At 72.1% G+C, this 20,877-nt stretch carries 25 protein-coding genes; 14 read left to right on the top strand and 11 right to left on the bottom strand.

The annotated features are described in order from the left end of the window. Positions 1-46 precede the first annotated feature (46 nt). The gene (gene mce, locus AB0K17_RS00235) at positions 47-487 is read right to left on the bottom strand and encodes a methylmalonyl-CoA epimerase (protein WP_365965192.1); all 441 of its coding nucleotides are present in this window, start codon (positions 485-487) and stop codon (positions 47-49) included. Positions 488-626: 139 nt separating this feature from the next. On the opposite strand from mce, the gene AB0K17_RS00230 reads away from it, so the two are divergent. Continuing rightward, positions 627-1,838 (top strand): acetyl-CoA C-acetyltransferase, encoded by a 1,212-nt coding sequence (locus tag AB0K17_RS00230; RefSeq protein ID WP_365965191.1) that lies wholly within the window; start codon positions 627-629, stop codon positions 1,836-1,838. Positions 1,839-1,861: 23 nt separating this feature from the next. Next, positions 1,862-2,821 carry a methylmalonyl Co-A mutase-associated GTPase MeaB gene (meaB, locus tag AB0K17_RS00225; RefSeq protein WP_365965190.1) on the top strand — a complete coding sequence of 320 codons (960 nt, stop codon included), beginning with the start codon at positions 1,862-1,864 and terminating at the stop codon, positions 2,819-2,821. A gap of 102 nt (positions 2,822-2,923) precedes the next feature. Here meaB and AB0K17_RS00220 read toward each other — a convergent pair whose 3' ends face one another. Continuing rightward, on the bottom strand, positions 2,924-3,409 hold the full coding sequence (locus AB0K17_RS00220) for a ricin-type beta-trefoil lectin domain protein (RefSeq protein WP_365965189.1): 486 nt from the start codon (positions 3,407-3,409) through the stop codon (positions 2,924-2,926). A 439-nt stretch (positions 3,410-3,848) separates the two neighbouring features. Between AB0K17_RS00220 and AB0K17_RS00215 the strand changes: the two genes are divergently transcribed. The 3 genes from AB0K17_RS00215 to AB0K17_RS00205 all read left to right on the top strand — a co-directional run bounded on the left by AB0K17_RS00215 (position 3,849) and on the right by AB0K17_RS00205 (position 5,724). Next, the gene (locus tag AB0K17_RS00215; RefSeq protein WP_365981648.1) at positions 3,849-4,760 is read left to right on the top strand and encodes a hypothetical protein; all 912 of its coding nucleotides are present in this window, start codon (positions 3,849-3,851) and stop codon (positions 4,758-4,760) included. A gap of 147 nt (positions 4,761-4,907) precedes the next feature. Then, positions 4,908-5,204: a hypothetical protein gene (locus tag AB0K17_RS00210; RefSeq protein WP_365965186.1), complete on the top strand. Its 297-nt coding sequence runs from the start codon at positions 4,908-4,910 to the stop codon at positions 5,202-5,204. Between the two features lie 151 nt (positions 5,205-5,355). Next, on the top strand, positions 5,356-5,724 hold the full coding sequence (locus tag AB0K17_RS00205; protein ID WP_365981646.1) for a helix-turn-helix transcriptional regulator: 369 nt from the start codon (positions 5,356-5,358) through the stop codon (positions 5,722-5,724). A gap of 549 nt (positions 5,725-6,273) precedes the next feature. Here the strand turns inward: AB0K17_RS00205 and AB0K17_RS00200 are convergent. The 3 genes from AB0K17_RS00200 to AB0K17_RS00190 all read right to left on the bottom strand — a co-directional run bounded on the left by AB0K17_RS00200 (position 6,274) and on the right by AB0K17_RS00190 (position 8,037). Further along, positions 6,274-6,543, bottom strand: coding sequence for a DUF397 domain-containing protein (locus tag AB0K17_RS00200; RefSeq protein ID WP_365981644.1), 270 nt, complete (start codon positions 6,541-6,543; stop codon positions 6,274-6,276). Then, positions 6,540-7,352: a helix-turn-helix transcriptional regulator gene (locus AB0K17_RS00195; protein WP_365981643.1), complete on the bottom strand. Its 813-nt coding sequence runs from the start codon at positions 7,350-7,352 to the stop codon at positions 6,540-6,542. Before AB0K17_RS00195 ends, AB0K17_RS00200 begins: the two co-directional genes overlap by 4 nt. Before the next feature lie 124 nt (positions 7,353-7,476). Then, entirely contained in the window at positions 7,477-8,037 is a 561-nt protein-coding gene (locus AB0K17_RS00190; protein ID WP_365981642.1) for a helix-turn-helix domain-containing protein, read from the bottom strand. A gap of 58 nt (positions 8,038-8,095) precedes the next feature. Between AB0K17_RS00190 and AB0K17_RS00185 the strand changes: the two genes are divergently transcribed. After that, positions 8,096-8,581, top strand: coding sequence for an SRPBCC family protein (locus AB0K17_RS00185; protein ID WP_365981641.1), 486 nt, complete (start codon positions 8,096-8,098; stop codon positions 8,579-8,581). A 57-nt stretch (positions 8,582-8,638) separates the two neighbouring features. On the opposite strand, the gene AB0K17_RS00180 is transcribed toward AB0K17_RS00185, so the two are convergent. The 4 genes from AB0K17_RS00180 to AB0K17_RS00165 all read right to left on the bottom strand — a co-directional run bounded on the left by AB0K17_RS00180 (position 8,639) and on the right by AB0K17_RS00165 (position 11,208). Continuing rightward, positions 8,639-9,112, bottom strand: coding sequence for a MarR family transcriptional regulator (locus AB0K17_RS00180; protein WP_365965179.1), 474 nt, complete (start codon positions 9,110-9,112; stop codon positions 8,639-8,641). An 85-nt stretch (positions 9,113-9,197) separates the two neighbouring features. Beyond that, positions 9,198-9,965, bottom strand: coding sequence for an AIM24 family protein (locus AB0K17_RS00175; RefSeq protein ID WP_365965178.1), 768 nt, complete (start codon positions 9,963-9,965; stop codon positions 9,198-9,200). After that, on the bottom strand, positions 9,965-10,615 hold the full coding sequence (locus AB0K17_RS00170) for an AIM24 family protein (RefSeq protein ID WP_344437372.1): 651 nt from the start codon (positions 10,613-10,615) through the stop codon (positions 9,965-9,967). Before AB0K17_RS00170 ends, AB0K17_RS00175 begins: the two co-directional genes overlap by 1 nt. After that, positions 10,615-11,208 carry an AIM24 family protein gene (locus AB0K17_RS00165; RefSeq protein WP_365965352.1) on the bottom strand — a complete coding sequence of 198 codons (594 nt, stop codon included), beginning with the start codon at positions 11,206-11,208 and terminating at the stop codon, positions 10,615-10,617. The genes AB0K17_RS00170 and AB0K17_RS00165 overlap by 1 nt, the downstream gene beginning before the upstream one ends. 225 nt (positions 11,209-11,433) lie before the next feature. Between AB0K17_RS00165 and AB0K17_RS00160 the strand changes: the two genes are divergently transcribed. The 3 genes from AB0K17_RS00160 to AB0K17_RS00150 all read left to right on the top strand — a co-directional run bounded on the left by AB0K17_RS00160 (position 11,434) and on the right by AB0K17_RS00150 (position 13,094). Continuing rightward, positions 11,434-11,778: a DUF3817 domain-containing protein gene (locus tag AB0K17_RS00160; RefSeq protein ID WP_365965177.1), complete on the top strand. Its 345-nt coding sequence runs from the start codon at positions 11,434-11,436 to the stop codon at positions 11,776-11,778. After that, a complete protein-coding gene (locus tag AB0K17_RS00155; RefSeq protein WP_365965176.1) occupies positions 11,775-12,071 on the top strand; it encodes an MTH1187 family thiamine-binding protein in 297 nt (98 codons plus the stop codon). The genes AB0K17_RS00160 and AB0K17_RS00155 overlap by 4 nt, the downstream gene beginning before the upstream one ends. A gap of 354 nt (positions 12,072-12,425) precedes the next feature. Beyond that, positions 12,426-13,094, top strand: coding sequence for a hypothetical protein (locus AB0K17_RS00150; protein WP_365981640.1), 669 nt, complete (start codon positions 12,426-12,428; stop codon positions 13,092-13,094). Here the strand turns inward: AB0K17_RS00150 and AB0K17_RS00145 are convergent. Then, positions 13,079-15,904 carry a tetratricopeptide repeat protein gene (locus AB0K17_RS00145; RefSeq protein ID WP_365981639.1) on the bottom strand — a complete coding sequence of 942 codons (2,826 nt, stop codon included), beginning with the start codon at positions 15,902-15,904 and terminating at the stop codon, positions 13,079-13,081. The two genes, AB0K17_RS00150 and AB0K17_RS00145, sit on opposite strands and share 16 nt — an antisense overlap. After that, on the bottom strand, positions 15,901-16,320 hold the full coding sequence (locus AB0K17_RS00140; RefSeq protein WP_365981638.1) for a hypothetical protein: 420 nt from the start codon (positions 16,318-16,320) through the stop codon (positions 15,901-15,903). The genes AB0K17_RS00145 and AB0K17_RS00140 overlap by 4 nt, the downstream gene beginning before the upstream one ends. A gap of 143 nt (positions 16,321-16,463) precedes the next feature. Here AB0K17_RS00140 and AB0K17_RS00135 point away from each other — a divergent pair, with 143 nt between their 5' ends. From AB0K17_RS00135 to AB0K17_RS00115, 5 genes are all read left to right on the top strand, one after another. After that, positions 16,464-17,684 carry an MFS transporter gene (locus tag AB0K17_RS00135; RefSeq protein WP_365981637.1) on the top strand — a complete coding sequence of 407 codons (1,221 nt, stop codon included), beginning with the start codon at positions 16,464-16,466 and terminating at the stop codon, positions 17,682-17,684. 28 nt (positions 17,685-17,712) lie between these two features. Continuing rightward, positions 17,713-18,048: a hypothetical protein gene (locus AB0K17_RS00130; RefSeq protein WP_365969751.1), complete on the top strand. Its 336-nt coding sequence runs from the start codon at positions 17,713-17,715 to the stop codon at positions 18,046-18,048. A 55-nt stretch (positions 18,049-18,103) separates the two neighbouring features. Continuing rightward, entirely contained in the window at positions 18,104-18,619 is a 516-nt protein-coding gene (locus AB0K17_RS00125; RefSeq protein WP_365981636.1) for a MarR family transcriptional regulator, read from the top strand. Between the two features lie 43 nt (positions 18,620-18,662). Continuing rightward, positions 18,663-18,998, top strand: a complete 336-nt coding sequence (locus AB0K17_RS00120; protein WP_365969752.1) for a DUF3817 domain-containing protein — start codon at positions 18,663-18,665, stop codon at positions 18,996-18,998. Positions 18,999-19,126: 128 nt separating this feature from the next. Next, complete coding sequence (locus AB0K17_RS00115; protein ID WP_365969753.1) at positions 19,127-20,827, top strand: methylmalonyl-CoA mutase family protein; 1,701 nt, start codon at positions 19,127-19,129, stop codon at positions 20,825-20,827. Positions 20,828-20,877 lie beyond the last annotated feature (50 nt).

Raw genomic sequence — 20,877 nt, 5'->3', positions numbered from 1 at the left:
GGGGCCCCGGCCGAACCTGCACTCTACCGGCCGGGGGAGGGCGCGGTCAGTGCTCCGCGGTCGCGGCAGCCGCCGAGGTGACCAGTTCCGTCAGCACGCCGTGACAGTCCTTGGGGTGCAGGAAGGTGATGCGCGAATCCATCGAACCCCGGCGCGGCTCGTCGTACAGCACCCGCACGCCCTTGCCCCGGATCGCTGCCGCGTCCCCGTCGACGTCCGCCGTGCCGAACGCGATGTGGTGAACGCCCTCGCCGTTCTTCGCCAGCCACTTGCCCACCGGGGAGTCCTCCCGGATCGGCTCCAGCAGCTGCAGGTAGGAGGCACCGCCGTCGTCGGTGCCGTTGATCCTCAACATGGCCTCGCGGACACCCTGCTCCTCGTTGACCTCGGTGTGGAACACCTCGAAGCCGTACGTGGCACGGTAGAACTCGACGGTGGCGTCGAGGTCGGAGCAGGCGATCCCGATGTGGTCGATGCGCGTCAGCATGGCTTCAGTGCACCGCTGCCGGTGCGGTTACGCAACGTGCGCGCGATCACACCGTCGGGCCGGTGACCGCCGGGTGACCGCTCAGTACATTGACGGGAACCGTCGTTAACATCCCTCTCCGCTCGAAGGGGCAGCGCCCATGTCAGGAACGAACGGAAATTCCGGTACGACCTCCGTCATCGTCTCGGGCGCCCGTACGCCCATGGGCCGCCTGATGGGCTCCCTGCGCAGCTTCTCCGGGGCCGAGCTGGGCGCCTTCGCCATCAAGGCCGCCCTCGACCGGGCCGGGATAGGGGGTGACCAGGTCCAGTACGTGATCATGGGCCAGGTGCTGCAGGCCGGCGCCGGGCAGATCCCCGCCCGCCAGGCCGCCGTCAAGGCCGGCATCCCCATGTCCGTCCCGGCCCTGACCATCAACAAGGTCTGCCTCTCGGGCCTGGACGCCATCGCCCTGGCCGACCAGCTCATCCGCGCGGGCGAGTTCGACATCGTCGTCGCCGGCGGGCAGGAGTCGATGACGAACGCCCCGCACCTGCTGCCCAAGTCCCGCGAGGGCTACAAGTACGGCGCCGTCGAGATGCTCGACGCCATGGCCCACGACGGGCTCACCGACTCCTTCGAGAACATCGCCATGGGTGAATCGACGGAGAAGCACAACACCCGTCTGGGTATCCGCCGCCCCGAGCAGGACGAGTTCGCCGCCCTGTCCCACCAGCGGGCCGCCGCCGCCCAGAAGAACGGCCTGTTCGAGGCCGAGATCACCCCCGTCGAGATCCCCCAGCGCAAGGGCGACCCCGTCCTGTTCAGCAAGGACGAGGGAATCCGCCCCGAGACCACCGCCGAGGGCCTGGGCAAGCTGCGCCCCGCCTTCGCCAAGGACGGCACCATCACCGCCGGCACCTCCTCGCAGATCTCCGACGGCGCCGCCGCCGTGGTCGTGATGAGCAAGGCCAGGGCCGAGGAGCTGGGCCTGGCCTGGATCGCCGAGATCGGCGCCCACGGCAACGTCGCCGGCCCCGACAACTCCCTGCAGTCCCAGCCGTCCAACGCCATCCGGCACGCACTGGGCAAGGAGGGCATCGGCGTCGAGGACCTCGACCTGATCGAGATCAACGAGGCGTTCGCGGCCGTTGCGGTGCAGTCCATGAAGGATCTGGGCGTATCCCCTGAAAAGGTGAACGTCAACGGCGGAGCCATCGCGCTCGGCCACCCGATCGGCATGTCCGGCGCCCGCATCGTGCTGCACCTCGCCCTCGAACTGAAGCGGCGCGGCGGCGGCACCGGCGCCGCGGCCCTGTGCGGCGGCGGTGGCCAGGGCGACGCCCTGATCATCCGCGTGCCCGGCAACTGACCCCCCTCGCGACAGGAGCAGCCATGGTGGACGTCCCCGCACTGGTCGAACAGGCGCGTGAGGGCCGCCCGCGCGCGGTGGCCCGCCTGATCTCCCTGGTGGAGGGGGCGTCCCCGCAGCTGCGCGAGGTCATGGCGGCGCTCGCGCCGCTGACCGGCGGCGCCTACGTGGTGGGCCTGACCGGCTCGCCGGGCGTCGGCAAGTCCACGTCCACGTCCGCCCTGGTCAGCGCGTACCGCCGGATGGGCAAGCGGGTCGGCGTCCTCGCCGTCGACCCCTCCTCGCCCTTCTCCGGCGGCGCGCTGCTCGGCGACCGCGTACGGATGTCCGAACACGCCTCCGACCCCGGCGTCTACATCCGCTCCATGGCCACCCGCGGCCACCTCGGCGGCCTCGCCTGGGCCGCCCCCCAGGCCATCCGCGTCCTGGACGCGGCCGGCTGCGACGTGGTCCTCGTCGAGACGGTCGGCGTCGGGCAGTCGGAGGTCGAGATCGCCTCCCAGGCCGACACCTCCGTCGTGCTGCTCGCCCCCGGCATGGGCGACGGCATCCAGGCCGCCAAGGCCGGCATCCTCGAGATCGGCGACGTGTACGTCGTGAACAAGGCCGACCGCGACGGGGCCGACGCCACCGCCCGCGAGCTCAACCACATGCTCGGCCTGGGCGAGGCCCGGGGCCCCGGCGACTGGCGACCCCCCATCGTCAAGACCGTCGCGGCGCGCGGCGAGGGCACCGACGAGGTCGTCGAGGCGCTCGACAAGCACCGCGCCTGGATGGAGGAGCGGGGCGTCCTCGCCGAGCGGCGCTTGCGCCGCGCGGCCCACGAGGTCGAGACGATCGCCGTCACGGCTTTGCGGGAGCGCATCGGCGACCTGCGCGGCGACCGCCGGCTGGCGGCGCTCGCGGACCGCGTCGTGGGCGGCACCCTCGACCCGTACGCGGCGGCGGACGAATTGGTTGCGGGTCTGACCGAGCGGGTATAGGCCATGCGAAATGAGCCCGGCGAATTCCGGTCGCCGGGCTCATTTCCTTGCTCGTTTCTTCGCTCGTTTCATTGCTCGCCGGGGTTACTTCATGTACCGGGGTTACTTCATGTAAAGGCCCCAGGTCTGGGCGGCCCGCCCCGAGCCCCTGGCCTCGATCGTCACCGGCTGGTCGAGCCCGTGCGCCTGGAGCACCTCACCGCGGAACTTGCGGCTCTCGATGGGTGTGGTGTCCGCCCGGGTGTCCAGCAGCCAGCGCTGGGCGAGGTTCCCGCTGTTGCACGGGCTCTGCGTGATCTTCTGCCCGCGTCCGGTGGCCGCGAGGCACTTGCCGAAGTGCGTGCCGCGGATCGTGTACGACCCGTCGTCCAGCTGCGTCAGCTGGAACACCTGCCAGCCGTGCCGGGCGTCGCGGGTGAGGACGTCGTACCCCGCGTACTCGTCCAGGTTGGTGTCGTCGCTGTAGACCTGGATCGACGTGCTGATCGGCGCCTTGACGGCGGCGTCCGCCGCGGCGGGCACGGCGGCCAGGCCCGTCAGGGTGCCGGCGGCGGCGAGGGCGAGGGCGAGCTTCCGGCTTCCGGTCATGCCGTTTTCCCCTTCCATGGATTTTCGTGGGTCGGGCTCTACGACGTTCGGAAAGCTATGTGCTGAGGAGGGAGGGGAACCAGAGCGGTTCGGGACATATGCCGGGTAAAAGGTCCGGATTTCAACTCGCCCTGTATTGCCGCGGATCGGGCCATGGCGGCAAGCACGGGAACCGGCCGCTCGGGAAATGGCCTCATCGTGGGGATGCGGCCTGCGGGAAGGGGGCGCTCGGTGCGTCCTGCGGCACGCAGGGCGCCGCATTTCCGGCCATCGCGATCGCGAAGACGACGGCTGACGCCGTCCCGTTCGGGCGGTGGGGGCGGCTGGCCGATGTCAATCCCCGTTCCGGGGGGTGTCCGGGCGCTTCGGGTGACAGCTAGGGTCGCGCCCGACAGGCACCAGCCACAGTGCGACAGCAGTGGAAAGGCGGGCCGGAGAGATGAAGAGCCGAAGAGAGGTCTTACGCGCCGCGAGCGCGGTCGCCGGAGCAGCCGCGATCGGCACCCTGGGCGCAGGCAGGGCAACGGCGGTCGGCACACGCGCCGCCACCTTCACCGACGCCTCGGGTCTGGCGACCGTGTCCGTCTTCGCCCACACCGGAAGCCCCGCACGGCAGTACTGGATCGACAAGACCACCACCGTCGGCGACGGCGACATGATCGCCATCGGCGGCGGTGCCACCGCGACGGACGCCAACCCCGGCGCCCTGCTCACCGCCTCCTACCCGACCGGCGACCTGTGGGGCTGGACCGTCAGCTCCAAGGACCACCTCCAGGTGCACTACCACCAGCTCACCTCGTACGTGATCGGACTGAAGATCGCCGGCATGAGCCGCGACCAGCTCGCGCGGGCGGTCCTCGTCACCCCCGCCGACAGCGGCGCCGAACCGTGGCCCACGGCCGAAGCACGCATCTGGTCCAACAACCACGTCCTCGTGGGCGGCGGCTTCCGCGTGGACTGGCACGGCGCCGGCAACCTCGCCACCTCCTCCTTCCCGTCCTCCGACAGCACCTGGCAGGCCCGCTCCAAGGACCACGGCCAGTCCGACCCCTCCAGCATCCGCTCCTACGCCATCGCCCTCCCGCGGTACCTGCCCGTCGGCCGCGTCGACGTCGCCCGCATCCCCGTCGACGGCGGCCCCGACGCCCACCCCCAGGCCACCGCCACCCTGCCCACCGGCTACGCCCTGACCGGCGGAGGCGGCGACGTGCACTGGAGCGGCGCCGGCAACCTGCTGTGGCGCCTGGAACCGTCGCGCTGGGCCGCGAGCTTCACGGCGGCCTCCAAGGACCACGTGTGGTCCAGCCCCGCCACCATCACCGCATGGGCGCTCGGCATCCGCATCGTCTGACGCCGCCCCGCACGCCGTCCGAAGTCCGGACCCACCCGCGCGGATTTCGGCCACCACCCCGCTCCCGCACGCCCGGGGCGCTGAACTTCCGCCGACGGGGTTCCGCTCCCACCATCGGGTGCAGATGTCTGGAGAGAGGGAACCCCCATGAAAACGCGGACCTTCCGCCTGGCACCGGCGGTGGCGGCGGCCACCGCGGTGCTCCTGACCGCCACGGCGGGGGCGGCCGTAGCGGCACCGTCGGATGAGTCCCCGAGCGCAAGCACCAGCGCCAGCGCTTCCCCGATCGACGGCTGGACCAAGCGCGGCCATTACGACGACGAAAAAGCCTGTGTGGAGGCGGGCAAGAAGGGCCAGGGCCACGGCGACTGGCACGAGTACCAGTGCAAGCGCGAATACGACAACGACCACTACCGCTACTACTGGTGGCTGTACACCCACTGAGGAGCGCGGCGAGCCGTGGCCCCCGGGCGGCTGCCCGGGGGGCACGGCGGGCTGTTGGGGGGCTGGGATCCTTGGCTCGGCGTCGCGCCGTATGTGCGAGACGGATCACGGACCTGCCGAGCACACGTATGAACGGATCCGGGGAGAGCTCATGAACCACTCCCAGTGGAAGACCCGCCGCACGAGGAAGCTCCTGGGTGAGGTGGCGGACGAGTCCCCCGCCTACACCGAGGCGGGGCACGCGTTCGCCCTTGGCCAGGCGGTGTACGACCGCCGCAGCGCGCTCGGCCTGTCGCAGAGCGAGCTGGCACGGCGGGCCGGAATAACCCAGCCGCAGATCTCCGACATCGAGGGCGGCGACTCCCTGCCGACCCTCGCGCTGCTCACTCGCCTGGCCAAGGCGCTCGACGCGTCGTTGACCATCGACCTGGACGGCGACACGTCGGCCTTCGTCTTCACGCCCCACGGCGGGCCGGAGCCCGGTGAGGAATCCCCGCGGGGGCGCTCGTCCGCCGCGTGAGGGCTTCCGCCCCCGCCGTCGTACGGGTGCACTCCGCTTCGCTGCGCGCGGTGGGTTCGGAGTGTGCGCTGCGCCGCTGCGCGGCTTGGGGGGCGGAGGGCCGGGCTGCGCCCTGGGGCCCACCCGCTGCGCGGCCGGAAGGTCGAGCCCCGGATGGTGAGGGTGCGCAGAATCGTTTGCCTGGCGGAGTTGGCCCGCCGCTGCGCGGCTTGAGGGTGCTTGCCGCGTAGTGGCAGCGTTTCCCTTCCTCGTGGGCCAGCCGCTCCGCTTCGCTGCGCTGCCAGGAGGTTCGAACGGGTGGCAGGCACCGCCTTGGCAGCGGGAATCCTCGCGTGGGCGCTTCCCATGGTGAGGGGTAGTGCTGCCAGTGCGGGTTGGACCTTCGAGCCGCGCAGCGGCGGGCCTCACTCCGCCAGACAAACAGCTCGGGGCACCGATTGCCCTGCCGGGCTCGACCATCCGGCCGCGCAGCGGGTGGGCTCAAGGGCGCAGCCCGCCCCTCCGCCCCCAAGTAAGCGAAGCGTCGCAGCGCACACTCCGCATCCGCTCTCACCCAGCGCAGCGAAGCGGAGCGGTCCCCGCCGCTGCCGCCCCGGCGACGAACGCCGCCCACGCGGCGGCGGGTATGGAGAGCTGCGGCCCGCCGCGCCATTTGGAGTCACGGATGTGGACGGTGCGGGGGGTGGTGGCGACTTCGACGCAGGCGCTGCCATCACCCTGGCTGTAACTGGACTTCGCCCAGGAGAGAGCGACTTCGACGCAGGCTGTTCCTTCACCGCCGCTGTAGCCGGACTTGAACCATATCTCGCGAGTTCTCATAGTTCCTCCGCCACTCGCGCAATGAGCCGGGCTGACTCGTTGGTGTTGAGAGCGTGCATGCGGATCATGGCATGGCGCTTCACGAGGGCGCTCACCCTGTCCACATCCGCGTGCAGCAGGCCGGTGTGCTGGCCCTCTTCGTAGCCGTAGAGCTTGTGGTCGCTGGTCTCTAGGACCACGAACTGTCCGCCGAGACCAGGGTGAACGCCTTGCCCCAGGGGGAGCACCTGCACGGAGACATGGCGAAGTTCACCGATCTTGAGCAGGTGACTGAGCTGCTCCTTCATCACCGACGGGCCGCCCACCAAGCTGCGCAGTGCGGCCTCGTGGACGACAAAACTGAGCAGCACCGTTTCCTTCTCCAGCACGCTCTGCCGCTGCAGTCGAGCATTGACGCGCGCCTGAACCGTGTCCAGGTCTGCCGGAGGGCAGTGTCCGGTCATCAGCGCGCGAGCGTAGCCCTCGGTCTGCAGCAGGCCCGGCACGAGCAGTGCCTCGTACCAGTGCACGGCGATCGCTTCGGCCTCGATCTGCATGAACTCGCGCGAGCGATTGGCGAACCGCTCCGGTTCGAGATAGGCCAGCGCCGCCCGCAACTTCCCCCGCGCCCCGCACATGTCGTCGGCGACCTCCAGGAGCCGCTGAGTCGGGCGCCGGCGCCCCTGTTCCATCGAGCTCACCGTCTCGCACCCGTACCCCGCCTCCTGGGCCAGCTGCTCGCGGCTGATGCCGGCCTCCGTGCGCCAGAGCTTCACTTGGTTGCCGCACAGTCGCCAGGCCATCGGTGGCTGAGAGGTCTCACTCGTCACGGCCCCACCCCTTCCCTCCGCACTCATGTCCGTAGCAACGGACCGTACGGCGGGCAAGGCACCCGCGCGCCGGAAGCGGCAGGAGGTTCTCACCTCCGGGTGAAAAAACGGGAGGTTTCCGCTGTCAGGACGTCCGCCCCAGCAGTGCCGTCGCCGACTCCGCCGCCAACGCCTCCGCGTGCGCGGGGAGCGGTTGGCCCGCGCGCAGGTGGCGGCGGACCACCGCCAGGGGGAGGTCGACCAGGGCGAGGGTCGCGCGGTCGAGGGCCTTCGGCCCGTCGCCTGCCAGGGCCGCCAGCGCTGCGCGGATGCGGGCGTTGCCCTCGTCCGCGCGGTGTACGTACTCCTGCGGCCAGTCGGTGCGGCCGAAGTCCTGGGGGCCGTACAGCAGGAGGGTCGCCTCCTCGGGGTGGGTGCGGCTCCAGGCGACCACGTGGCGGGCCGCCGCGGCCGGTGATTGCTCCAGGGCCCGGAAGTAGCCGTGCTGGAAGCGTTCGACCGTGCGCAGCCATACCTCGGCCAGGAGCACGGTGCGGCTGGGGAAGCGGTGGTAGACCGAGCCGCTCGGTGCGCCCACGGCCTTGGCGACCGCCGACATGGTCACCGCCGCCGGGCCCGAGGTTGCCGCGAGGTGCACGGCGGCGTCCAGGAGCTGGTCGGTGTCGAAGCGGGGTGGTCTCGGCATGAATTGGAGAGTACTCTCCAATGTATTGGAGAGATGTCTCCAAAACGGGGAGGTTGCCATGGGTGGCGTCTACAACGTGCACGAGCGCTCGCTCGACGCGAAACCGGCCGAGGTCGGAGCGCTCATCGACGGTCTCGCGAGCGAGAACGACAGGCTCTGGCCGGGCGCGCCCTGGCCGCCGATGCGGTTGGACCGGCCGCTGGGGGTGGGGGCCAGGGGCGGGCACGGTCCGGTGCGCTACAGCGTGGCCGCCTACGTGCCGTCCGTCTGGGTGCGGTTCGCCTTCGAGGGGCCGCGTGGTTTCGACGGCTTCCACGAGTTCGCCGTCTTCGGCGACGCGGACGGCCGGACGCGGCTGCGGCACACCCTCGCCAGGGGGTCCCGCGGGTCCGCCCGGCTGACCTGGCCCCTGTTCTGGCGGTGGCTGCACGACGCGTGCGTCGAGGAGAGCCTGGACCGCGCCGAGCGTGCGCTCACCGGCTCGGTCGCCCGGCCGGCGCGCAGGAGCCCGTACGTACGCGTACTGCTCCGCCTGCTCCACTGAAAAACGCCTCGCCCGCGCCGCACAACGGGGGTGTGCGGCGCGGGCGAGGGCCGGAGGTCACTTGGTGCGCGTGGTGCGCAGGTGGGTGGCCACCGGCAGGAGGGAGGTGTGCAGTGCTTTCAGTTCCTCCGGTGACATCAGGTCGATGAAGTGCTCACGCACGGAGGCGACATGGTGGGGCGCCACCTTGCGCATGGTCTCCCAGCCGAGGTCGGTCAGGACGGCGAACAGGCCGCGCCGGTCGGACTCGCAGTTGACGCGGCGGACCAGGCCCGCGTTCTCCATGCGGGTGATCTGGTGGGAGAGGCGACTCTTGGACTGCAGGGTCGCGGTCGCGAGGTCGCTCATCCGCATCCGGTGGTCTTTCGACTCCGACAGGTTGACCAGGATCTCGTAGTCGTTGTTGGTGAGGCCGAAGGGCTGCAGATCGCGTTCGAGCTGGTGCATCAGCAGCCGGCTCACCTCCAGGTGGGCACGCCAGGCGGCCTGCTCCTCGTCGGTGAGCCAGCGGGTGCCGTTCTCGGTGTCCATAGATGGATTCTACCTAAAGGAAGTTGAAAGATTAACTAACATTAAAGGTCATGCGTTCGACCCGTCACACTCCGCAGGGTACCGCTCACAGCCCGAAGCGGCGCTGGAGGTCGCCGAGCTGGCCCGGCAATCGGGGGGTCATTGGCTGATTCCCGGGGCTTGCGTGCGGCACGCCGGCCTGCTCCGGCGGTCCCTCCCCGGTGGCGATCTCCTCCATCAGTTGTTCGGTGGACTGCAGCAGTACCGTGCCCGCGCCCACGAACTCGAACTGGTGCTCCTCGCCCGAGGCGCCCCCCAGGCCGGTCAGCCGGCGCACCCCGCCCATGACCCCCCGCAAGTACTGGTGGTCGTAGTGGTGGCAGGGGGACGGGCAGTCGGCCCAGCCCACCAGCGCCTGCGGGTCGACGCGGATGGGCGGCTCGGCGAAGACGACCGGCCCGTTCGAGGCCGCGACGAACTTGCCCGTGCCGATCAACGTCAGGAAGCCCGGGATGATGGACTGCTTGAGCGCGAGCGACGGCTCGAAGGCGAGCAGGTTGCCGGAGCGGACGGTGAGGTTGCCGTCCTCCAGGTCGTAGGAGTTGACGTCGAAGCCGCGGTCGGCCAGCAGCATCCGCCCCTGCCCCTCGGCGACCACCCAGTCCGCGGCGTGCAGCGGGGAGTGGAAGCTGCCGGCGATCAGCCGGTCGAGGGGGCCGTGGCCGATGCCGTGGAAGTCGATGCGCCCGTAGTACGCGATCATCTTCCCCTTCTGCAGGAACCACTGCCCCTTGAGGTCGACGCAGAAGGCGTACGGGTTGACGTTGTCGTTGGCCGGGAGCGTGGTGGCGTCGTGGACGACGGGACCGTTCATCACAGCTTCTCCTCCGACGCCTGGACGTAGACGGTGCCGGTGCCGGACAGCTCCAGCCGGAACGCCTCGCCGCTGCCGCGGCCGACGACTTCGCGCCAGCCGAGGGCGGTGGTGAGCTTGTTGCGTACGTCGCCGCGGTGGGCGACGTACGCCTGCGGGTCGACGACGACCGGCCGCTGCGGGCCGATCGGCAGCTCGATGAAGCCGCCGTGGGCCATCACGGCGACCGCGCCGTGCCCCTTGAGGGTGGTGGTGAACAGACCCTGCCCGGTGACCTGGCCGCGCACCATGCCCATCACGCCGCCCTGGGAACCCATGAACATCGTCCCCTGCTGCAGCGTGCCGTCGAAGGCCAGCAGCCGGTCGGCCTCGACGTAGAGCGTGTCACCGGTCAGGTCGATGACGTGCACGTGGTGACCGCCGTGACCGAACATCACCGTGCCGTTGCCCTCGACCGTCATCAAAGGCGTGGCCTCGTTCGCGATGCGGCGGCCGATCATCCCCATGACCCCGCCCGCGCCGCCGGTGATGCTGGGGGTGAAGGACACCTCGCCCTTGTAGGCGAGCATGGCCCCGCGCTGGCTGAACAGCCGCTGCCCGGGGACGACACTGGCCTCGACCATGCGCGAGTTCAGGAGCCGGAACGGCATTACAGCTGCCCCCCGATCGTGTTGCGCTCGCTCGGCTGCACGTAGACGAGCCCGTCGCCCTCGAAGCGGATCTGGAACGCCTCGCCCGAACCCTCGCCGATGAAGGTGCGGAAGTTCACCCCCGACTGGAAGTGCTGACGCAGCCGGCCGGTGTGCGCGATGTACGCGCCCGGGTCGACCTGCAGCGGCATCTGCGGGGTGACGCGCAGCACGATGGCGGTGCCGTCGGAGAGGATCGCGGCCTGGCCCGAGCCCTCGACGGTCGTGGTGAACAGACCGTTGCCCTGGGAGGCGCCGCGCAGCCCGGTGAAGGTGGTGCCGGTGCGCAGCGAGGAGTCCGTGCACAGGAGGTTGCTCGCCTCGACGTACAGCGTCTCGCCGCGCAGCGTCACAAGGTTGATCTCGCTCGCCCGGTCGGCGAAGTAGCAGGTGCCGTGCCCCTTCACCTCCATGACTTCCATCTGTTCGCCGGTGAGCCGACGGGTGACCATGCCGCGCAGGCCGTCACCGCCGCCGGTCATCTTCTTGAACGTCATCTCGCCCTCGTACGCGACCATCGACCCGTTCTTGGCCTTGACCGCGTCGCCGGTCATGTCGACGGCGAGGACCTTGCTCCCGTGGAGCCGAAACTGAGCCACGCCTGCAGACGCTAGCGGCAGGACATACCCCGCGAACAGGCCCCTAGACGCCCCTAGGCGTCCCTAGGCCCTGGAATGGACCCGAATGCTGTGATCGACGGTGGGCCTGCAACAATGGGGGAGCTTGTGAATGCTGTCACAAGCTGTGACCGCTCCGCCACGCGACCGAAGGTGTGCCCCGTGGACCTCAAGACAGCCTCCGCCCTGCGCCGGCTCCGCCTGGTCTCCGCCCCGGAGGCCGTTTCCTTCATCCTCCTGCTCATCTGCTCCGCCCTGAAGCGGACCACGGACTTCAACGCCGTGCCCGCCATGGGCGCCATCCACGGCATCCTCTTCATCCTCTACGTCCTCTTCCTGGCCGACGCCTGGAACAAGACCAAGTGGCCCCTGAAGACCGGTGCCCTCTACTTCGTCCTCTCGGTCCTGCCGACCGGCGGCTTCTTCGCCGACCGGATGCTGCGCCGCGAGGCCGAAGCCAGCGTGATCGCCGCCCGCGCCCGCAAGGAAGGCGTGGTCAACGCATGATCGTCGCCTTCTCCGTCACCCCGATCGGGGTCGGCGAGGACGTCGGCGAGTACGTCGCCGAAGCGGTGCGCGTCGTCCGCGCCTCCGGCCTGCCGAACCGCACGGACGCGATGTTCACCTCCCTGGAGGGCAACTGGGACGAGGTCATGGACGTCGTCAAGCGCGCCGTGGCCGCCGTCGAGGCCCGCTGCGGCCGCGTCTCCCTCGTCCTCAAGGCCGACATCCGCCCCGGCGTCACGAACGGCCTGACCACCAAGGTCGAAACGGTCGAGCGCCACCTCTCCGCCCCGTAGGGGGGCGGCCACCGACGGCCCGCAGCCGACGCACCACCTCGGCGCCCCGTAAGGGGCGGCCGCCGATGGCCCGCAGTCGACGCGCCACCTCGGCGCCCCGTAGGGGCGCGGGGAACTGCGCGATCGGCCACCGACGGCCCGCAGTCGACGTGCCGCCCCGGGCCCGGGCGCGGCACGGTACCCCCTCTGCGGGCGCGTCGTGGCTCGTCGCGCAGTTCCCCGCGCCCCTACGGGGCACAGCCACGCGCCCCTGGCAGGGCGCGGCAGACGCTTGCCGTAGAAGCCTGTGTTCCGGCCGGGGCCGGTGGGATTCTGGCCCCGGGCCCGTACAGCACGGGGCGGGGGAGGCCGGGGATGGACGCAGAGCTCGTCGTGCGCGTGGTGCTGACCGGCGCCGCCGTGATCGTGCTCCTCGCCCTGCCGAGGGCCTTCCGCTCCGCCTTCACCCCGCCGCACCGCCTGCCGAAGGCCGCCTTCCTGGCGGCCATGGTCGGAGTGTGCCTGTGGACGGCCCACGGCCAGGGCCCCGGCTGGTTCGTCCCGGCGCTCTACGTGGACCTGGGCATCAGCGCCGTATGGACGCTCCTCGCGCCGTTCGCCGGCCGGCGCCGGGCCCGCCCCGCCGATCCGCTGCAGCTGAGCCACACCCTCCAGCGGGCCGCCCGCCACGACGGCCCCCAGTGGATCGGGCTGTACGTCGCCTTCACCGGGTCGCTCTTCGTCATCGTCGCGCAGCCGGAGTTCCGGCAGTCCGCCTTCACCCTCGATGGCCTCGGCTGCCCGCTGTGCTTCGTCGAGGACCAGCTGCGCCGCATCCTGGGCGACGACACTCCGGCGGTCGCCGCGTACCGCGCCCACCTGCAGGCAGGCAGCAACCGGCACGTGGTGCTCCGGCGGGACGCCTCCGGTGCGCCCTGGGAGGTGAAGATGCTCGCCAAGGACGCCTACCGGCGGCCGCCCCGCACCCCGTCGTGCCCCGTCCACGGCCCGCTGACAAAGACCTCGCCTCAGCGACGGGCCTGATCCGGCCGAACCACCCACGCCCGCAGCTGCCGGATCTGTTCGAGCAGGGCGCCGCCCTGGGCCGGATTGCCGGCGGCCGCCCGCCGGGCAAGGGCTTCCGCCTCCTCCAGGGCCACCAGGGCGCCCGCCACGTCACCGGCCGCTCCCGCCTTCGTCTCGGCCAGCAGGCCCAGCGCCAGGGCGAGTTCGACCCCCATGGCCGCCGGATCGGCCCCGGCGGCCTCGCGGAGCAGGCCGACGGCCTCCTCGCCCGCGGCCAGCGCCTCCCGGTGCCGCCCCAGCTCGTTGAGCCGGCTGCCGTACGTGCCGAGCGCCGCGCCGAGTTCCGCCCGGTGCACGGGGCTCTCACGGGCCAGCTCGCGCCACAGGCGTACCGCCTCCTGCGCCGCCCGGAGGCCGCCGTGCGCGTCCCCGGCCAGGTGCACGTTGAGGTTGGCCAGGGCCCGGGCCAGCTCGGGCCGGAAGTACGCGGGGTTGCCCTGCGCCAGCTGCCGCAGCAGGGCCACGGCCTCCTCGCTCGCCCGCGCCGCCCCCTTGAAGTCGCCGGCGGCGGCCCGGCGGCGGCCCAGATTGTTCAACTGCAGGGCCAGGAACGGCCGGTGCCGCACCGGATCCTTGCGGGAGAGCCTGTGCAGCAGGCGTACCGCCTCCTGCGTGACACGCAGCGCCTCCTCGTGCCGGAAGAGGCGGCCCAGCAGGATGCCGTGCTCGCTGAGCACGGCGGCCAGCCGGTGGCCGCTCCGCCGGGGGTCGGAGCGGGCCAGCGCGCGGTAGAGCCGTACGGCCTCCTGCGACGGCTGCAGCGCCTCCTGGTGGCGTCCCAGGCGCAGCAGGGCGTTGGTGAGGCCGGCCAGCGCCCCTGCGAGGGGCGCCGCGGCGCCCGAGGCGAACAGGCGGTCCTGCTGGGCCGTACGGACGAGCCCCACGGCCTCCTGCGCCGCCGCCAGTGCCTCCTCGCCGTGCCCGAGCCCGGCCAGGGACGAGCCGAGGTTCACCAACGAGAAGGAGAGCCACACGACGACGTATGCCGCGTCCCTGTGCTGCTGGAGGTCCTCGATGCCCTGCCGCAGGCGCTCCCGCCGCAGGACCAGGGCCGGTACCGCCGCCAGACGCCGTACGAGCCCGGTCCGTGGCGGCGGGGGCGGCAGGGGGCGGGCCGCGGCCAGGTCCCGGTACAGGCGCACGGCCTCCTCGTTGGCCTCCACCGCCTCCTGGTACAGGCCGGCCGCCAGCAGGCGCCCGCCCAGGCCGAACCACAGCAGCGCCCGGGCGAGCGGGTCCGGCGTGCGCTCCAGCCGGCAGGCGGTCAGGCGCCGGGTCACCGCGGCGATGCCCGGTGCCAGGTCGGTGACGTCCAGCTCCGGGAAGCACGAGGCGACGGCCTCCAGCACGTCGAGGCCCGCGTCCGGCACGGCCGCCAGGTCGCTCAGGGCGGAACTGCCCGCGGCCACCGCCAGCTCCGGCGTCCTCACCAGCACCGGGAACAGGTACCCCGGGCCCAGGTGCGGCCAGCGCAGCGCCGCCGCGGCCAGGAACCCGACGGCGCGCGGCACCCACGCCGGCGGCGGGTCGTCCCCGTCGGCACCCAGGAGCTGCGAGGCCGTCGCCGGGGCCCACTCCTGGGCGGGATGGTCGGCCGTGTGACCGGGGAAGGCCAGCGCGAGGAAGTCCTCGGCGAGCCGGTCCGGGGCGAGCGGCTCCAGGACGGTGTCGCGGCCCGGGTCGGCGGGCGGGTAGCAGACCGCGTGATCGGCGAGGATCCGTTGCGGAGGCGGCCGGTCCAGGCCCTGCGCCGCCAGCACCGCCGCACCGGCCGGGCGGCCGACCGCCCCGGTCAGCGCCGCGGTGAACACCGCCCGGTGCATCACCGCCGGCGGGGTGCGGAAGGCCCGCCCGGCCGGGTCGAGCTCGTGGGTGCCGTCGCCGTGCAGCCGGGCCCAGTGCAGCTGCTCCCGGTCCAGGAGGTAGCCCGTCAGGCCCGCCACGTCCCGCGGCGGACGGCGCCCGGCGCGGTGCGCGTCGACGGCGACGAGGGCGGCCATGTGCACGGCCAGCGTCAGCCCGTACTCCGCATCCTCCAACGGCCCCGGCGGCGGCGCGGCCGCCCCCGGATCCGCGAGGCCGTACCGGGCCGCGAAGCCCGCCCGCGCCACCGCGAACATCTCCCTGCGCTGCCCCGACCCCTCCACCAGCGGCGCCAGCGCCTGGCTCGACAGGTGCGGCTGGTGCCCGGTCAGCGCGGCGCGCAGCGGCGGCCAGGGATCGAGCGTACGGGCCAGCAGGAGCACCCGGGCCGGTAGGCCGGGGCGGTGCAGCAGCGCATTGCTCAGCAGCCACGTCAGATGCGACTGCGGCCAGCGGTCGGCGTAGTCGACGACCAGGAGCACCCCGGCGAAGCCGTCCGGCCGCAGGTCCTCGCTCCGGCCGGGCGTCAGCACCGAACCCGGCCCGTGCGTGGCCGTCACCGCCTTCCAGCCCGCGGCGAGCGACGCGTCGGCGAAACGGTGCGCCAGGCGCGTCTTGCCCTGGCCGCCCGGCGCGTGCAGCCACCGCACGGCCAGCCGCGGCCCGCTCTCCCGCCACCGGGTCAGCTCCCGCAACTCGTCCGCCCGGCCGGTGAAGCCGACCACGGCGAAACGGGCGTCCAGCATCCTGCTGGGCAGCTCCGCCAGCCACTCGCCGTCCGCCTCCGGGGCGGGCCGGTGGTTGTGCAGGACGTACACCGGCAGACCGTCACCGAAGACGTGGAGGTCCGCGCCGATCACGCCATGGGCGTACCCGGCGGCGACGGTGATGTTCTGCTCGATCACGACCCGCCGGGCCCGGCTTCATGAATGACGATGTTGCCGTTGACGACGGCGTTGGCCCGGCCGCTGTCGCGGACGTCGACGTTCTGCACCGCCGTCCACTGCGGCCGCGCGGACCGTTCCGCCGCCACCCACGCCCGCACCTCCGCCGCCGCCTCGGGGTGCCGGCGCACCAGCGCCGCCAGCTGGAACTCCCACGGCGCCACCAGGCTCCGGCGCGCGGCTTCGGTGTCCTCGGCCTGCCCGACGAGCTCCGCCCCGGACGCCAACTGCGCCTCCAGTGCGGCCCTTTCCGCCAGCTCCCCCCGCCGGAACAACCGCACGAACCCCGCCCGGGCCGCCTCCCACCCGTCGGTCGCCATGGCCGCCACCAAGGCCCCCGCCCCCGCCGAGGCCAGCTCCGCCATCTCTTCCACCACGGTGTCCCCCCTTGCTCGTTCGCTTCGTTGGGGCGAGTGTGCACGGCCGTGCGGGTGCGTGTCGCGGGTTCTGCGTGTTCCCGCCGGGAGGGCCGTACGAAAACCGGTGGAGGCGGCGGGGCGCCGCGGACAAGCTGTCCCGCATGTCCACGACCTCAACTGCCCCTTCCCCCAAGGGCCGCGCCCGCTATCGCGCCGTTTTCGGCGTCCGTGAGTTCCGGTTCGTCTTTGCCGCGCACGTGGTGTCGTTGCTGGGGCTGGTGGTGGGGGAGATCGCGCTGTCGGTGCTGGTGTACCGGGTCACCGGGTCGCCCGCGCTCAGTGCGCTCGCCTTTGCGCTCGGGTTCCTGCCGTACGTCGTGGGCGGGACGCTGCTCGCCGGGGTCGCCGACCGGTATCCCGCCCGGCGGGTGCTCGTCGTGTGCGATCTGTTGTGTGCCGCCGGGGCCGCCGGCATGGCCGTGCCGGGGCAGCCCGTGGCGGTGTTGCTGGTGTTGCGGTGCATGAATGCTGCCGTCGCGCCGGTGTTCAGCGGGGCGCGCGCCGCCACGCTCGGGGACGTCCTGGGCGACGGGGACCTCTTCGTCCTCGGCCGGTCGCTCCTGCGCGTCGTCTCCCAAGGGGCGCAGCTCGTCGGTTTCGCCGTCGGCGGGGTGCTCATCGCGCTCGCCTCGCCGCGGGCGGTGCTGGGGGTGGCCGCGGCCGGGTTCGTGGGGTCCGCCCTGCTGCTGCGCTTCGGTACGCGCCGCCGGCCGGCGCGGGCGCGGGACGGGGGCGCGCTGCTGGCCGCGTCGCTGTCGGGGGTGCGGGAGGTCCTCGCCCACCGCCGGGTGCGGGCGCTGCTGTTGTTCTTCTGGCTGCCGTCCTTCTTCCTCGTCGTCCCCGAGTCGCTGGCCGCCCCCTACGCGGACGTGCTCGGCGCCGGTGCGACGGGCACCGGGCTGCTGATGTGCGGGATGCCGGTCGGGGCGATCGCCGGCGAGGTGCTCGCCGGGGCGCTGCTCACTCCCCGGCAGCGGGAGCGGATCGCGCTGCCGGTGGCGGCGGTGGCGCTGCTGCCGTTCCTGGCGTACGCCCTGCGGCCCTCGCTCGGCTGGTCCCTGGTCGCCGTGGCGGTGGCCGGGGCCGGGTCGGCGTACACGCTCGGCGCGGACCAGTGGTTCATCGCCGCGGTGCCGCAGGAGCTGCGCGGCCAGGCGATGACGGTGCTGGCGGCCGGGACGATGACCATCCAGGGTCTGGGCATGGCGTTGGCCGGGCTGCTCGCCGAGTTCCTGCCGGTGGTCGCGGTCGTCGCCGGGGCCGGGGCGGTGGGGACCCTGGTCGTGGGGGGTGTGGTGCGGGAGGTCGTACGATCTCGCTGATCAGGCGACCAGGGAGGCGGTTCTCGCAGTGTTCGGTAGCGGGCGGAAGAACTTCGACCCCGGCGTCATCGTCCTGCGCGACGCGCAGGCCGTCGCCGAGGCCATCGATGCGGCGCTGGCCGCCGCGGGGCCCGAGGAGCGGCCGGGGCTGGAGCGGGCTGCCGCGCTCGTGGCGGCGCACGCGGCGCGGCCGGAGCGGGAGGTGCGCGCGGAGTGGACGCGCGGCATCCTCGACGCCGCGGGCGTCGATCCGCGCACGCACGAGGTGCATGCCGTGCGGGCGCTGCGCAAGGCGGAGCCGGGGCTGAGTCTGAAGGCGGCGGTGGTGCTCGTCAGGGAGGCGGCGGAAGCCTGCGAACAGTAGTCCCGAATTCCGAGACGGCCCCGGTCGTCGGGGGGCCGCCGGGTACGCTCGGAGCGTGCCGAAGCCGCTCAGCCTCCCCTTCGATCCCATCGCCCGCGCCGACGAGCTGTGGAAGCAGCGGTGGGGTTCGGTGCCGTCCATGGGGGCGATCACGTCGGTCATGCGCGCCCATCAGATCCTGCTGGGTCAGGTGGACGCGGTCGTCAAGCCGTACGGGCTGACGTTCGCGCGCTACGAGGCGCTGGTGCTGCTGACGTTCTCCAAGGCGGGCGAGCTGCCGATGTCGAAGATCGGCGAGCGGCTGATGGTGCACCCGACGTCGGTGACCAACACCGTCGACCGGCTGGTCGCGCAGGGGCTGGTCGCCAAGCGCCCCAACCCCAACGACGGCCGCGGCACGCTGGCCAGCATCACGGACAAGGGCCGGGAGGTCGTGGAGGCGGCCACGCGCGACCTGATGGCGATGGACTTCGGCCTGAGCGCGTACGACGCGGAGGAGTGCGGGCGGATCTTCGAGATGCTGCGGCCCCTGCGGGTGGCCGCGGGGGATTTCACCGAGCCGGAGGAGTAGGGCGGCGAAGATCGCCCCGGATCGCACCGTTACGCTCGTGGGCATGAAACAAAGCGTGCTGACCCGCTACCGCGTGATGGCCTACGTCACCGGTGTGCTGCTGGTCCTCCTGACGATCGGCATGATCGCCAAATACGGGCTGGACATGGACGTCTCGGGTCCGGTCCGCGTCATCGCCATCGCCCACGGCTGGCTGTTCGTCGTCTACCTGGTCTTCGCCTTCGACATGGCCTCGAAGGCCAAGTGGTCGTTCGGCCGACTGGTGTGGACGCTGGTCGCGGGCACGATCCCGCTGGCCGCGTTCTTCGTCGAGCGCAAGGCGACGCGCGACCTGGAGCCGCTGGTCGCGGCGCAGGCCGCGGATCCCGTACAGGCCTGACGCCCGCTGCCTCGCAGCGCAACGCCCCGGACGACGACCCTTGTCTCCGGGGCGTTCGTGCGCGAGAATTTAGTAGGACGTCCTAGTAAATCTGGCGGGGCAGGGCACGAGAGGCGGACGACACGACCATGGACGCAGCAGCCATCGAGGCCGGGCGCAGCCGCTGGCAGGCGCGGTTCGACGCCGCGCGCACGCGCGACGCCGACTTCACCACCCTCTCCGGTGCCGAGGTCGAGCCCGTCTACGGCCCGCGCCCCGGCGACGTCTACGAGGGCTTCGAGCGGATCGGCTGGCCCGGGGAGTACCCCTTCACCCGCGGCCTGTACGCGGCCGGCTACCGCGGCCGCACCTGGACCATCCGGCAGTTCGCCGGTTTCGGCAACGCCGAGCAGACCAACGAGCGCTACAAGATGATCCTGGGCAACGGCGGCGGCGGGCTGTCCGTGGCCTTCGACATGCCCACCCTCATGGGGCGCGACTCCGACGACCCGCGCTCGCTGGGCGAGGTCGGCCACTGCGGCGTGGCGATCGACTCCGCCGCCGACATGGAGGTCCTCTTCAAGGACATCCCGCTCGGCGACGTCACCACCTCCATGACGATCAGCGGCCCGGCCGTCCCGGCCTTCTGCATGTACCTCGTCGCCGCCGAGCGCCAGGGCGTCGACACCTCCGTCCTCAACGGCACGCTGCAGACGGACATCTTCAAGGAGTACATCGCGCAGAAGGAGTGGCTCTTCCAGCCCGAGCCACACCTGCGCCTGATCGGCGACCTGATGGAGCACTGCACGCGCCACATCCCCGCCTACAAGCCGCTGTCCGTCTCCGGCTACCACATCCGCGAGGCGGGGGCCACGGCCGCGCAGGAGCTCGCGTACACCCTCGCCGACGGCTTCGGCTACGTCGAGCTGGGGCTCTCCCGCGGCCTGGACGTCGACGCCTTCGCGCCCGGCCTGTCCTTCTTCTTCGACGCCCACGTCGACTTCTTCGAGGAGATCGCCAAGTTCCGTGCGGCCCGCCGGATCTGGGCGCGCTGGATGAAGGAGGTGTACGGCGCGAAGACGGACAAGGCCCAGTGGCTGCGCTTCCACACCCAGACCGCCGGTGTCTCCCTCACCGCCCAGCAGCCGTACAACAACGTGGTGCGCACCGCCGTGGAGGCCCTCGCCGCGGTCCTCGGCGGAACGAACTCGCTGCACACCAACGCCCTCGACGAGACCCTGGCCCTGCCCAGCGAGCAGGCCGCCGAGATCGCCCTGCGCACCCAGCAGGTGCTGATGGAGGAGACCGGGGTCACCAATGTCGCCGATCCGCTGGGCGGCTCCTGGTACGTCGAGCAGCTCACCGACCGCATCGAGGCCGACGCCGAGAAGATCTTCGACCAGATCAAGGAGCGCGGCCTGCGCGCCCACCCCGACGGCCGGCACCCCATCGGCCCCATCACCTCGGGCATCCTGCGCGGCATCGAGGACGGCTGGTTCACCGGCGAGATCGCCGAGAGCGCCTTCCGCTACCAGCAGGCCCTGGAGAAGGGGGCCAAGCGCGTCGTCGGCGTCAACTGCCACCACGGTTCGGTCACCGGCGACCTGGAGATCCTGCGCGTGAGCCACGAGGTCGAGCGCGAGCAGGTGCGCGTGCTGGCCGACCGCAAGGCCCACCGGGACGACGCCCGGGTCCGCGCGGCCCTGGAGGCCATGCTCACCGCCGCCCGCGACGGCTCCAACATGATCGAGCCGATGCTGGAGGCGGTCCGGGCCGAGGCCACCCTCGGCGAGATCTGCGGTGTCCTGCGCGAGGAGTGGGGCACGTACACCGAGCCCGCCGGCTTCTGAGCCGTACGCCTGAGCCGTACGTCCTGATCGACGCCCCCTGCAGCGCCCGG

The sequence above is a fragment of the Streptomyces sp. NPDC049585 genome (assembly GCF_040675615.1).
Classification (GTDB): Bacteria; Actinomycetota; Actinomycetes; order Streptomycetales; family Streptomycetaceae; genus Streptomyces; species Streptomyces luteosporeus.
This window is presented reverse-complemented; position numbering and strand designations above follow the sequence as displayed.

What these genes read in the sequence shown, in the direction of transcription:
- mce (WP_365965192.1), bottom strand. Translation starts at nt 487, where the DNA reads ATGCTGACGCGCATCGACCACATCGGGATCGCCTGCTCCGACCTCGAC.
- AB0K17_RS00230 (WP_365965191.1), top strand. Translation starts at nt 627, where the DNA reads ATGTCAGGAACGAACGGAAATTCCGGTACGACCTCCGTCATCGTCTCG.
- meaB (WP_365965190.1), top strand. Translation starts at nt 1,862, where the DNA reads ATGGTGGACGTCCCCGCACTGGTCGAACAGGCGCGTGAGGGCCGCCCG.
- AB0K17_RS00220 (WP_365965189.1), bottom strand. Translation starts at nt 3,409, where the DNA reads ATGACCGGAAGCCGGAAGCTCGCCCTCGCCCTCGCCGCCGCCGGCACC.
- AB0K17_RS00215 (WP_365981648.1), top strand. Translation starts at nt 3,849, where the DNA reads ATGAAGAGCCGAAGAGAGGTCTTACGCGCCGCGAGCGCGGTCGCCGGA.
- AB0K17_RS00210 (WP_365965186.1), top strand. Translation starts at nt 4,908, where the DNA reads ATGAAAACGCGGACCTTCCGCCTGGCACCGGCGGTGGCGGCGGCCACC.
- AB0K17_RS00205 (WP_365981646.1), top strand. Translation starts at nt 5,356, where the DNA reads ATGAACCACTCCCAGTGGAAGACCCGCCGCACGAGGAAGCTCCTGGGT.
- AB0K17_RS00200 (WP_365981644.1), bottom strand. Translation starts at nt 6,543, where the DNA reads ATGAGAACTCGCGAGATATGGTTCAAGTCCGGCTACAGCGGCGGTGAA.
- AB0K17_RS00190 (WP_365981642.1), bottom strand. Translation starts at nt 8,037, where the DNA reads ATGCCGAGACCACCCCGCTTCGACACCGACCAGCTCCTGGACGCCGCC.
- AB0K17_RS00185 (WP_365981641.1), top strand. Translation starts at nt 8,096, where the DNA reads ATGGGTGGCGTCTACAACGTGCACGAGCGCTCGCTCGACGCGAAACCG.
- AB0K17_RS00180 (WP_365965179.1), bottom strand. Translation starts at nt 9,112, where the DNA reads ATGGACACCGAGAACGGCACCCGCTGGCTCACCGACGAGGAGCAGGCC.
- AB0K17_RS00175 (WP_365965178.1), bottom strand. Translation starts at nt 9,965, where the DNA reads ATGAACGGTCCCGTCGTCCACGACGCCACCACGCTCCCGGCCAACGAC.
- AB0K17_RS00170 (WP_344437372.1), bottom strand. Translation starts at nt 10,615, where the DNA reads ATGCCGTTCCGGCTCCTGAACTCGCGCATGGTCGAGGCCAGTGTCGTC.
- AB0K17_RS00165 (WP_365965352.1), bottom strand. Translation starts at nt 11,208, where the DNA reads ATGACCGGCGACGCGGTCAAGGCCAAGAACGGGTCGATGGTCGCGTAC.
- AB0K17_RS00155 (WP_365965176.1), top strand. Translation starts at nt 11,775, where the DNA reads ATGATCGTCGCCTTCTCCGTCACCCCGATCGGGGTCGGCGAGGACGTC.
- AB0K17_RS00150 (WP_365981640.1), top strand. Translation starts at nt 12,426, where the DNA reads ATGGACGCAGAGCTCGTCGTGCGCGTGGTGCTGACCGGCGCCGCCGTG.
- AB0K17_RS00135 (WP_365981637.1), top strand. Translation starts at nt 16,464, where the DNA reads ATGTCCACGACCTCAACTGCCCCTTCCCCCAAGGGCCGCGCCCGCTAT.
- AB0K17_RS00120 (WP_365969752.1), top strand. Translation starts at nt 18,663, where the DNA reads ATGAAACAAAGCGTGCTGACCCGCTACCGCGTGATGGCCTACGTCACC.
- AB0K17_RS00115 (WP_365969753.1), top strand. Translation starts at nt 19,127, where the DNA reads ATGGACGCAGCAGCCATCGAGGCCGGGCGCAGCCGCTGGCAGGCGCGG.